Genomic DNA, 12,526 nt, shown 5'->3' on the forward strand with positions numbered 1-12,526 from the left:
TTGTCCCTCCCGTTCTACAAAGCGTTCCCGACCGAATGGCCGGTAACCCGTAGCTCATTCCAATTCAGCAACCGTCACGCCTGTGCCGCCTTCATTGTAATTTCCGATACGGTAGCTTTTCACATGCTTATGCTTGCGAAGGTACTCCTGAATACCGGTCCGAAGAACCCCTGTACCCTTGCCATGAATAATGTGTACCTGCCCCAGATTGGCCAGAAATGCTTCATCCATGAAGCGATCTACCTCCATCAGCGCTTCCTCCACGTTCGCACCACGCAGATCAAGCTCGTTTCGCACATTATCATCCCGTGTTCGCTTTATGCCGGTTACCGGCTTCTGGACTCTCGGTGCTGTTGTTTGGGCGGGTTGCAGCAGCTCCAGATCGTCCAGACTGACCTTCATTTTCATGATTCCCAATTGCACCACGGCTTCCTTGCTACCGGACAGTTCCACCACATGGCCTTTTTTATTCAGACTATGAACGGATACCTCATCGCCAGCTACGATAGAACGAGTACGTGCAGTGGCCGGGCGCTTGACTGCGCTTTTCTTACGCTGTTTCGGTTCCGCTTCATCCAGCTCTCTGCGGGCTGCAATCAGCCTGTGCTCCTTAACAGAGGCTCCTTCTTCCTGAGCCAACTTACGCAGATCGGCAATGATTTTCTCGGCCTCGCTGCGAGCTTTATCCACGAGACCTCTCGCTTCGTCCGCCGCTTTCTCCAGCATACGGTCCCGCTGTGCTTCCAGCTTATCCAGCTCATTTTGGTGACGGGTGCGCAGTTCTTCCATCTCCCCACGCAATTGTTCCGCCTTTTCCCGCTCTTGCTCGGCTGTCAGACGATTCTGTTCCAGTGACGCAATCATATGTTCTACGCGCTGGTCTTCTTCTGTCACCTCACCACGGGCATAATCCAAAATACGACTCGGCAATCCCAGACGCTCAGCAATGGCAAAAGCGTTACTTCGACCAGGTACACCCACGAGCAGGCGGTATGTCGGACTTAATGTAGCAACATCGAACTCCATACTCGCATTAATGATTCCTTTGCGCTCATAGGCATAAGCTTTCAATTCGCTATAGTGAGTCGTCGCAACCATACGGCAACCCAAAGCATGCATATGCTCCAGAATGGATACAGCCAAAGCCGAGCCTTCCGCGGGATCGGTTCCTGCACCTACCTCGTCAAGCAGCACAAGGCTTTTTGGCGTCATATTTTTCAGGATGCTGATAATGTTGGTCATATGACTGGAAAAGGTACTCAGGTTTTGCTCAATGCTTTGCTCGTCACCAATATCTGCATAGATCGCGTCAAATACGCATAGCTGGCTCTCGTCCTCTACAGGCACAAAGAGTCCCGACATCGCCATCAGACTAAGCAAGCCGATGGTTTTCAGCGTAACAGTTTTCCCCCCTGTATTCGGTCCGGTTACGATAATGGAGGTATACGAATTGCCCAGCTCCACATCAATCGGAACGACCTGCTCCAACGGAATAAGAGGGTGTCTGCCTTTTTTCAGTTTCAGATAACCACGATCATTCATCAAAGGCAGGGTTGCCTTCATCTCACGAGCAAGACGAGCTTTGGCGAAAATAAAATCAAGCGTCCCCAAAACATCTACATCATATAGCAGCATATCCGCTTGCTCTGCGACAAGTGCGGTCAGCTTTTGTAATATCACTTCGATTTCGCGTTCTTCTCTCAGCCGTGTTTCCCGCAGCTTGTTGTTCATGGCCACGATGGATTCAGGCTCGATAAACAAGGTTGCTCCGGACCCGGATTGATCATGCACAATTCCGCCAAAATAAGAACGATACTCGGCTTTAACCGGAATTACAAAACGGTCTCCACGAATCGTAATCAATTGATCCTGAAGCATTTTAGACACAGTGGAGGAACGAATCATGGAGTCCAGTTTTTCCCGAATACGCACTTCACCCGAGCGCAGCTCTCTGCGAATTTGTGAAAGCTCAGTACTGGCAGAATCCAGCACCTCTGCATTTTCGTCGATACAGCCTTTAATCGAGTTTTCCAGACCTCTCTGTTCTGAAAGCTGCTCACTCCAATACAGCAGTGTTTCAACTGGATTTTCCTCATGCAAACTTGCCACGTACACCTGTACACGGCGTGCAGCCTGAACTGTTGTCCGAATGCCAAGCAGCTCCTGCGGACTCAGTGTCCCGCCGATACGGGCGCGCTTGACCGCCGGAGTAATATCCACGACTCCGTTAAACGAAGGTACTCCTTTAAGTCGATCAGCAGCATAGGCCTCATCCGTGCCTTTCAGCAATTTCTTGATATGCTCCAAATCATCGCTGGGCTGTAGTCGCTGAGCTGTCTGCTGACCAATCGCCGTTTGAGCATAGTGACTTAGTTTATTTAAAATTTTTTGATATTCTAGGGTTTTGAAAATTTTAGAGTCCAACTTCACTACTCCTTTCACTTATATCTATATTATAACGAAAGCCGCGCACTTACGCTATTTGCCAACTCTGTTTTACACATAAGAAAGCCGTTCATGCCACACAATAACCTTTGTATAACCCTGTACATTCAAAAAACAAAGGAGGTTATTCCGTGAGCATTCTCGGGCACATTGTGCGTTTCATCGTTGCCGCTTTGGTTCTGATGGTCGTAAGCTGGATCGTTCCCGGCTTTAGCGTAGGCGGCTTTTGGAGCGCGCTGATCCTTGCCATTGTCATCGCCTTGATCGGTTACATCATTGAGGCTATGTTTGGCCGACGCGTTTCACCATTCGGACGAGGTATTGTAGGCTTCCTGGTGAGCGCTCTGGTTATCTGGGTCGCTCAATATATCGTAACCAGTGTCAGTGTTTCCATTTTGGGCGCATTGCTCGCTGCATTGGTTATCGGGATTATCGACCTGTTCATTCCGGTAACGACACCGTTTGAAGCCGGCCGCAAGAGCGAGAAATAATTGAGGTTCACATCTCGACAAGGCTGTTCCACAGCAGATTTCATCTGCCGATGGACAGCCTTTTGTCATTTACAGAACCAAATAGAATACTGCATACAAAATAATCCCCGGCGATAAGCAGCCGGGGATTGCATTACATTTATAATCCGTATCTACTGATCCTGTTCGATTAATTCAATCCACTCATTGTACTCGGATTGAAGCTTGGTATACTCTTCTTGCAATTGACGTAATTCCGTCGATATCTTCTCCGTATTTTCCCGATCCACATCCTGCTGAACCTGTAAAAGACGAAGCTGATGGGCCGCCAGTTCATACTTCTGACCCACTTCCTCCAGCTCGGACTGTAAAGCCTTCCGTTCCTGATCTACAGATTGCTGTTCAGCCTTCGCCGCCTCGGCAGCTTCAACGGCCAAACGAATTTCCTCTTGAAGCTGTTCCTTTTGTTCAACTGTTACGGCTATTTCCCGTTCCCACGAAGCAAATTCTTTCTTGCGGGCAGCATCTTCGGCTTCCAAACGTTCCGCTTCGGCCTTCAACTGCTCATATTTAAGCTGCCATTCCAGTGATTCTTCTTCAGCACGCTCCAGTTCCTTCCGCCGTTCGCTATCTTCACGCTGGAGCTGCTTGATATTCTGTCCCAGTTGCTCTGCCCGGCTCTTCATGCTTCCATACTGCTCCTGAAGTGTTTTGTAAGCCTTTGTTCCCTCTTGCTCACGCAGGATTGCCTTCTCCAGCTCATCCTGAACCCGAATCAACTCAGGTGAAAGCTCCTTGATTCTCGCTTCCAACTGCAGCAGACGTTGCTGCTGTGCAGCAAACTTATGATTTACAGCTTCAACCTCAGTCACGGCATGCTGTAGTTGCTCCTGTACAGTCTCCTTCTGTTCACGTACTTCCAGTATCGCAAGCTCCAGCTCATCTACTGCGAGCTTGCGCTCCTCTGCAAGCTTCTGCCAAGACTTCTCGCTTTCGGCCAGTGTAGCCAGCTCACTTTGCAGTTTGCGGGAGGACACATGCGCCTGCTCCAGCAACTTCTGCATTCGGCGCTGTTCTTCCTCCAGCTTGGCCGCTTGCTGCTGCGTTGCCTTGGCTTCCGCCGCCAATTCATCGTAACGGCTTTGCAGCTCTTCACGCGCAAGTGTATCCGTCTGCTCGCGCTCTGTCGCAGCCTGTCGCTGCGTTTCCAGCATAGACTCCAGTTCGGACTGCTGTTGCTTCAATGCTGCAACCTGCTCTTGCGCCTCTCCCAGACGGGAAGACAGCTCTGTACTGCCTGCTTGAGCCTGCTCCAATTGCTCTTGAAGTTCCTCGACCCGAATCTCCTGCTCCAGTGCATCTTCCTCGGCTCGTTTCTCCGCTTGCTGATGCTGGAGTTTTTCCTCATTCAGCACCAGTTCCGCTTGTTTACGCTCCTGCTCCAGCTGCTCATTCAGCCCGGACCACTTGTCCTGCCATTCAGTGACCTTCCGGCTATGCTCTTGCTGCAAAGCAGAACGCAGCTTGTCCAGCTCTGTACGCTGACGCTCCTGATAAGCCTTCTCCGCAGCCGACAGCTTGGCTTCTGCCTGCTTGGCCGCTTCGGCCAGTTCCTTCTTGGTTTGCTCCTCCATCTGGCGGATGCGGGCATTTGCCGCCTCCTGCTGCTCTTTCAGCTTACGGGAAGCTTCCTGACGTGACTCCTCCAGTTGACGTTCAGCCTGCTTTTGTCCATTTTCGAGTTCTGCCGCTTTTTTCTCCTGCTGTTCCAGCTTCGCTTTCAACTCGGCAATTTCCCTGGCTGATGCGGATTCGGTCTCCGTCCATTTTTTCAGAACCGTTTCCTTCTCTTCCTTCAATTGGGCAAAAGACTGCTGCATATCCGTATTTTTTTGCTGCTGTTCTCCAAGAGCCGTCTGAAGTTGAGCCAGTTCGCCCCGAAGCTCCGCCCGCTCTCCAGCCAACCGGTTCATATGACTCTGAATTTCCTGAATTTGTACAGCTTCTTCTGCCATATGCACCGCAGCCAGCACGGCAATTCGGGGCATATCCAGACGAGAATGAGCCTGAGAAATGCTATGCATGCGTTCATCCACGTAATTGGCAACCTGCTTCATATAATCGGTATTACTGCCGACGAGTTTATAAGAAGTACCGTAGATCTCTACAGTGACGCGAGTACGATCTGGTGTAGTCACAATTATGCCCTCCTTCAATACTACTGTATGTTGATTCTAAGTTGTGTCCGGTCTATGGTAACCCGCCCTTCGTGAAGCGTTCAACCCCATTAGTCCGGCTTCCCCGCAGCGGGTGAATATCAGAGTAGAGAGCTTCAATGATGATAGGCCAAAAAGCCGTATCGAACCTCTGTCACTAAGATTCGATACAGCTCCCCGCATTTCCTGCTACTTTCTCAATTCCGCTCCAAAAGTTTGTTCCAGAGACGTAACGACAGGAATATGCGCCGCATTAATCTCTTCATCCGTCAGCGTATGCTCCCAGTGACGGTAGGTCAGGGAGATAGCTACGCTCTTCTTGTCTTCGCCAAGCTTGCTGCCTGTAAATACATCAAACACCCGTGCATCCTGCAATAGCTCTCCGCCCGCCGCATGAATCACACGCAGCAGTTCGCCTGCTTCTACATTCTTATCCACTACAAGGGCAATGTCGCGTTCCACGGACGGGAAGCGAGCCAGCTCTCTGAACTGAGTGTGACTGTTGGCGTGTTCGATCACCTGTTGCAACGCAATTTCCGCTACATACGTATCATTCAGCCCATAAGACTGTTGCAGCTCCGGATGGATCTGCCCGATGGTGCCGATTCGTTGGGAGGTCCCATTCACATCCAGCCATACCGAGGCGGAACGGCCCGGATGATAGCTTTGTGGCTGGTCAGCCACATAACGGATGCTTGCACCCAATCCGAAATAGTTAAATACCGTTTCCAGCGCGCCTTTAATATCAAAGAAATCGACCTTCTCAGCACCGATATTCCATTGTTTTTCACGGCGTACGCCTGTCAGCAGCAGACTAAGCACTTGAATTTCCTGAGGCTGGCGGGTCAGCGTTTGTTCCGCGGTATAAAATACAGTTCCTATTTCGAAAATCGCCAGATTTTCCTGCTTCCGGTTCATGTTATACACTGCTGTATCCAGCATTTGCGGAATAATGCTCGTACGCAGCACACTGCGGTCTTCGCTCATAGGCATTGCCAAACGTACAGGATGGCTTCCCTCTGTCAGCGCATTAAACAAACCTGCACTTTCCGGGTGCACAAACGAGTAACTAATCGTCTCTTGCCAGCCGCCATGGGCCAGCAATTTACGCAGCGAACGGCGCAGTGATTGCGATGCTGTCAAAGCACCCGGCGTCGTCGGTCCTTCAATTGGCGTCGTCGGAATGTTGTCGTAACCATACAGGCGGGCCACCTCTTCAATCAAATCCACATCTATGCTAATATCCCCGCGGCGTGTAGGCACTTCCACTTCCAACACACCTTGCTCCACGTCACCGCATCCGAAATGAAGTTTACCGAAAATCGTTTTCACCTCAAGCAGCGACAACTCTGTTCCCAAATATCGGTTCACTTTATCCAGCGACAGCTTGATAATCCGGTTCTCGGCCTTCGCAGAAGCAGATTCTACGATTCCTTGGTGCACAGTGCCTCCTGCATAACGCTGAATCAGCGCTGCCGCACGGTTCACCGCAGGAACAACAGCACCCGGATCAACCTCTTTTTCAAAACGCAGGCTTGCTTCGGAACGAAGTCCAAGCTGACGGGACGTTTTGCGAACCGTACCGCCGTCAAACTTTGCGGATTCCAGCGCAATGCTGACCGTCGCATCCGTAACTTCAGAATTGGCTCCGCCCATCACCCCTGCCAGAGCAATCGGCTTCACGCCGTCTGTAATCAGCAGCATATGTGGCTCCAGCTTGCGCTCCTGATCGTCCAGCGTAACCAATGTTTCGCCTGCACGAGCGAGACGTACTTCGATGTTGCCATTTTCCAGCTTATCCGCATCAAAAGCATGCAACGGCTGACCGTATTCTAGCATGACATAGTTCGTAATATCCACGATGTTGTTGATCGGACGAACACCCGCCGCCATCAGGCGGTTTTGAATCCACAGCGGAGAGGCTCCTACTTTTACACCCGTGATATAACGAGCCGCATAGTGCGTGCACAGTTCAGGTGTATCCACCTTTACCGACAGATGATCTGCCGCCGCATCGCTGATTTCTACCAAATCCTTAGCAGGATCAGCCAGCGAAATTTCACGCCCCAAAATCGCGCTCACTTCATAAGCCGCACCATGCATACTCAAGCAATCCGAACGGTTTGGTGTCAGATCAAAATCCAGCACCTGATCATCCAGCGCCAGCAGCTTCGTAATCGGCGTACCGATTTCAGCATCCTCAGGCAGTACGAGAATACCTTCTTGCAGCTCTTTGGGCAGCAGCTTGTCATTCATGCCCAGTTCCTTCGCCGAACAGATCATACCCATGGATACAACACCACGCAGCTTGGCCTTTTTAATCTGAAAATCTCCCGGCAGCTTCGCGCCCACGATGGCAACAGGAACCTTTTGCCCTGCATCCACATTTTTGGCGCCACACACGATTTGCAGATCTTCCTCTTGTCCCGCATCGACGATACACACATTCAGCTTATCCGCATCAGGGTGTTTTTCCTTGCTTTTGACATAGCCGACCACGACGCCTGTAATCCCTTTGTTGCGATGTTCGACCTCATCAATTTCAATGCCCGAACGGGTGATTTTCTCAGCCAGATCCTCCGCGCTCACCTGATCCAGCGATACATACTCGGATAGCCAATCGAATGATACTTTCATATGGGTTCACTTCCCTCGATATAGTTGTTTATTGACGCGCAAACTGCTTCAAGAATGACAGGTCGCTGTTATAAAAATGACGAATATCGTCAATTCCGTATTTCAAAATGGCTATCCGCTCTACGCCCATGCCGAACGCAAAGCCGCTGTACACTTCAGGATCATAGCCGCCCATTTCCAGCACTTTCGGATGCATCATGCCGCAGCCCAAAATTTCGATCCATACCCTTTCGCCATTTTTCTTCACAAAAGTTACATCCACTTCGGCACTCGGCTCTGTGAACGGGAAGAAGCTTGGACGTAGGCGGATTTCGGTCGATTCCCCGAACATTTCGCGCGCGAATTGCAGCAGCGTTCCCTTGAGATCGCTCATGCGGATGTCTTTTCCAATTACGATCCCTTCAATTTGGTGGAATTGGAAAGAATGCGTAGCATCGTCATCATCACGTCGGAAAACCGTACCCGGACAAATAACCTTAAGCGGCGTTTCACCCTTCATCGCTTCCATCGCACGAATTTGAACGGGTGACGTATGGGTACGCATCAACAGATCCTCGGTCAAATAAAACGAATCCTGCATATCCCGCGCCGGGTGATTTTTAGGGAGGTTCAACGCTTCAAAGTTGTAATAGTCCGTCTCTGCCTGCGGACCCTCCGCAACCCGGTAACCCATACCAGTAAAAATGTCCTCAATCTGCTCAATTACTTTATTAAGCGGGTGCAGCCCACCTTGCGGCAATGTGCGTCCAGGCAGCGTAACGTCGATCTTTTCCGCTTGCAGACGCTCATTCGTCTCCGCTTTCGTGAACTCATCCTGTTTACGGTTGACGACTTCTTCAATCGCCTCGCGAACTTCATTAGCTACTTGTCCGACAACTGGACGCTCTTCCGCGCTCAGCTTGCCCATACCACGCAAAATTTCAGTCAGCGCACCCTTTTTACCCGAATATTTAACCCGCAGATCGGCCAGCTCTTTGGGCGTTGCCACCTTCTCCAATACTTCCAGTGCTTCTTCCTTCAAGGCCAGCAAATGTTCCTTCATTTGGATGGTTTCGCTCATCGCCTGTTCAGTCCCCTTTCTTCATATCCAGCTTTTCAGACAACAAAAAAAGGTCCTTTCTCCCGGTAAAGGGACGAAAAGACCGTGGTACCACCCTCGTTAGACAATCCTGCTCAGCTCATCCCGCGCTTTGTCTTTCGACAATTTCTGCCATTCGACAGTACAGGTTTATGCATGCTTTGCATGATCATCTCGCTCTGCACGTTGTAACGGTCGTGAACCGGTATCCCCTACTTGCCCGCTTGCCATCTACAAATGGCATACGAGGTTCAAGGAACTGCTCCGGAGCGAACTTCAACAGCCTTGTTTTGCAGAAACGCTCTCAATCCTACGGCGCTTCCTCCCTGTTCAATCAGACACTGCCTACTCTTCTCCATCAAGACATTTTCAAATTTCGAACTATTGCTCATTATTATATGCAAACCCTAGCGCTTTGGCAAGCCGGGCATACGGTTTTACCCATTCTGACGCAGCCGTTTAATCCGACTGATCCAGTTTGGCACGAATACGCCTGATTTCTGACAACAGTTCCTCATTTTCATCGTCCAGCCCGACCGTACCCATCAGCTCCGTAAGACGCAACTGCAATCTTAGACGCTCCTCACGCTGCTCCTGATCCTCTGGTTCCTGTTGACGGTTCTGCTGATCTTCCTGCTTTTCGTCGGCGGTCCCTTCGTAGATTTCATAGACGCCTCCAGGCTGCATATCAAGCAAACGGGTTGCCGTCCGGCGCACCAGCTCCCGGTCATGCGAGACAAGCACCAGCGCCCCGCCGTAACTGCGCAAGGACTCCTCTACAATCTCACGGGTTTCAATGTCAAAATAATTGGTCGGCTCATCCAGCACCAGCAGGCTGGCTCCGCTAAAATACAAGCGTAAAAAGGCCACCCTGCATCTCTCACCCATACTAAGCGTCCCGATCCTCTTGAACACATCTTCTCTGGCAAAAAGAAAGCATCCCAGCACCGTTCTCGCTTCCGTCTGCGTCATGGTGGGGAGCGCAAGCAAACTATCCAGCAATGTCTGTTCCTCTGGAAGCTGCTCCAGTTCCTGTGAAAAATAACCGATTTTCAGCTGTGGATTCGCTGTGATCTTACCCTTATACGGCTCCAGCTGACCCGTCAACAGCCGTAGCAGCGTTGTTTTGCCAATCCCATTGGGTCCCCGAACAGCCAGGCGATCGCCACGTGCAATGTTCAGGTTGAGATCCTGCACAATGGTATGGTCGTCGTAGCTAAAAGAGACATGCTCGGCGCGCAGCAGATATTTGGCCTGAAACCCGCTGTCACTTAATTTCATTTGCAAAGATGCTACTTCGCGCGGCTGCTCAACCCGGTTGGCCTCCAGCCGTTCCAGCTCCTTCTCCTTCGCATGATAACGGGAAATATTTTTATTAGCCTTGGCCTTATAAAAGCTTTGCGTAACGGCCATTTCCACATTGGAAGCTGCCCGGTGCGCCTGATGGAACCATTCCCGATAATTTCGGATCGTCTCCTCCAATGCCTGCCGTGCCAATTCCTGCTTCCGATAGTTGGCTTCCTGCTCCCGCAGCTCCCGTTCCTTATGCGCCTTATATTCCGTATAGCCACCCTTATAGCGCCGAATGCCCGTTGACGTCAGCTCACATATGCCTGTAGCTACCCGATCCAAAAAGGCTCTGTCATGCGATACAAACAACAGCGTCCCTTGATATGTGGACAGCCACTGCTCCAGCCAAACCAGACTTTCGGCATCCAAATGGTTGGTCGGTTCATCCAGCACCAGCAGCTTCGGCTGTCTGACCATCAGTCCGGCCAACCGCACTCTCGTCTTCTGCCCTCCGCTCAGGTCACCATAGGCAATAGGCCACGTCTCAGCAGGCATGCCCATCCGGGTCAGCGCCTTTTCCACTTCGGACTCCCACGCAAAGCCTTGCAGCCGCTCGTACTCATCCATCAGCTCGCCATATTGCTCCAGATGACGCTCTGCTTCCTCTCCCTTATGGGCAATTTCGGCCTCCAGTTGCTTCAGCGTCATCCTGACTCGCCAATGCTCAGGACTGGCCTGCTGTGCCGCCTCAAGTGCAGTTCGGGCGGATTGAATGGTGTCCTGCTGCTTCAGCCAACCCCGCTCCTCCAGTGGTAATTCATGCTCTACCTTACCTGAAGTCGGCGCCTCGTCGCCTAACAGTATCCGCAATAGCGTCGTTTTGCCGGCTCCATTTCTTCCGAACAGGGCGAGCCGTTCCCCCTCCGTCACATCCATTGATACATTCTCAAACAAAGACGTTCCGTTCCAATCCTTTATCACATTGCGAATACGCAAAATGGTTTTCATATGGTAATCATCCTTTCCCTGTCCGGTTCCAATACCGAAAGCAATAAAAAAAGCCGCAGAAGGCTGCGGCTTGCATACAAGGAATATAGAATGACTGCTATGAATCGTTTCAGAACATACGTTTATGAGAAAGAGAACCGTAAACGGAAAAAAGCATAGTCCCGTTACGGAGCAAACGTACACGTCCCAAACCTCATTTCAGACACACTTCTCCCGTTGCAGCATACAGCCGCCTGCCAGTAACTGTGCAGTTTATGGGGAAAATCAGTGTGCTTACTTCATCGGACGTATAGTTACCTTCCTTTTCACGGAATACTTGCTTGCAGCCAGTATAGCAGATCAGAACGTATTTGCAAATCCATTGTGCATCAAAATTATTTTCCGAATACCAGGGTTGTATTGGATGAGCCTGCATATTTAGTTACAAACTCCTTTGTATATTCAGGAGTTTGAACTTGATAACTGTAGTTCTTGCTCGGACTCCAGTTGGTCACCCGCGACTTTTGGTTGGTGATGGCTGGAAAGCTGCCCACGTCTTTAAATTCGCCATTTGCTTTATCATCCAGAATGCCACCCTTTTCGCTACCTTTTCCAAAATAGTTGTACTCTGAGTAGATTCTTGCATTCGTAGCTATCGTGTAGGCCAACTGAAAATTATTGATGTAATTATTTTTAACATGGAAATATCCATATCTCATAAGCCCAGGCCCGCGAACTTGCAAATTTTCAAAATAATTATTGGCGATAGTGATATGAGGTAAGCCATCATAGCTTTTATTGCCGTCATCAGGATAACCCAGAATGAGACCGTACTTATGATTAGCAAATTTGGAATTACTGATGGTTACATAATCAGCCGATTGTCCTACATACAAAAGCTTGTCCAGATCTGAATCATTGGAATCATAATTGTGACCTGCAAAAGTGACATGATCAATCCAATAGTTCGTGCCCGCAGTAAGATAAAGCTGAATATCATCATTATCGTTAATGCTGGCACTATGTTCAAAAGTCAATTTTTGGAAGATCACATTACCGGAATTAGCCGTTGTTTTCAAATGAATATTAACCAGTTTGTTTTGCGCGTATGAACCAATAAGCGATTTGTTGGAACCAATATTGACGACGGTTTTAGATGAGGCAGAAATATTTTTTTCAATCACCAGGGTTTTGGGAGTGGAATCCCCTAACTGGTTTTTCAAATCGTTAAGATTGTTGATATAGATAACCTGACCGTTTTTGCCCCCGGTTGTGCTGGGCTTGGAAGCTCCACTTTCATTTTTGGCCTGTCCGGCAAAGCCTGAAAGTCCATTCGTCGGCGTATTCGGGAAATCAGCCGCAGCGAACGTAGAGGTTGCTAGAAAAGCGAAAAGCACAAAGGT

7 protein-coding genes are annotated in these 12,526 nt (G+C 50.0%); 1 reads left to right on the forward strand and 6 read right to left on the reverse strand.

Features of this window, described 5'->3' with window-relative positions; translation table 11 throughout:
* Positions 1–54: 54 nt before the first annotated feature.
* Positions 55–2,424 carry an endonuclease MutS2 gene (locus tag ACWXW9_RS14330; RefSeq protein ID WP_494929938.1) on the reverse strand — a complete coding sequence of 790 codons (2,370 nt, stop codon included), beginning with the start codon at positions 2,422–2,424 and terminating at the stop codon, positions 55–57.
* A 152-nt stretch (positions 2,425–2,576) separates the two neighbouring features.
* Between ACWXW9_RS14330 and ACWXW9_RS14335 the strand changes: the two genes are divergently transcribed.
* Positions 2,577–2,936: a phage holin family protein gene (locus tag ACWXW9_RS14335; RefSeq protein WP_494929940.1), complete on the forward strand. Its 360-nt coding sequence runs from the start codon at positions 2,577–2,579 to the stop codon at positions 2,934–2,936.
* A gap of 152 nt (positions 2,937–3,088) precedes the next feature.
* Here the strand turns inward: ACWXW9_RS14335 and ACWXW9_RS14340 are convergent, their stop codons facing one another.
* From ACWXW9_RS14340 to ACWXW9_RS14360, 5 genes are all read right to left on the reverse strand, one after another.
* Positions 3,089–5,113 carry a cell division protein ZapA gene (locus tag ACWXW9_RS14340; RefSeq protein ID WP_494929941.1) on the reverse strand — a complete coding sequence of 675 codons (2,025 nt, stop codon included), beginning with the start codon at positions 5,111–5,113 and terminating at the stop codon, positions 3,089–3,091.
* Between the two features lie 207 nt (positions 5,114–5,320).
* Positions 5,321–7,768, reverse strand: a complete 2,448-nt coding sequence (pheT, locus tag ACWXW9_RS14345; protein WP_494929942.1) for a phenylalanine--tRNA ligase subunit beta — start codon at positions 7,766–7,768, stop codon at positions 5,321–5,323.
* 28 nt (positions 7,769–7,796) lie between these two features.
* On the reverse strand, positions 7,797–8,828 hold the full coding sequence (gene pheS, locus ACWXW9_RS14350) for a phenylalanine--tRNA ligase subunit alpha (RefSeq protein ID WP_431089798.1): 1,032 nt from the start codon (positions 8,826–8,828) through the stop codon (positions 7,797–7,799).
* A 477-nt stretch (positions 8,829–9,305) separates the two neighbouring features.
* Positions 9,306–11,144: a ribosomal protection-like ABC-F family protein gene (gene abc-f / locus ACWXW9_RS14355; RefSeq protein ID WP_494929943.1), complete on the reverse strand. Its 1,839-nt coding sequence runs from the start codon at positions 11,142–11,144 to the stop codon at positions 9,306–9,308.
* Between the two features lie 374 nt (positions 11,145–11,518).
* Complete coding sequence (locus ACWXW9_RS14360; RefSeq protein ID WP_494929944.1) at positions 11,519–12,520, reverse strand: polysaccharide lyase family 1 protein; 1,002 nt, start codon at positions 12,518–12,520, stop codon at positions 11,519–11,521.
* Between the last annotated feature and the right edge of the window lie 6 nt (positions 12,521–12,526).

This window comes from Paenibacillus sp. LT-B23 (assembly GCF_059417685.1).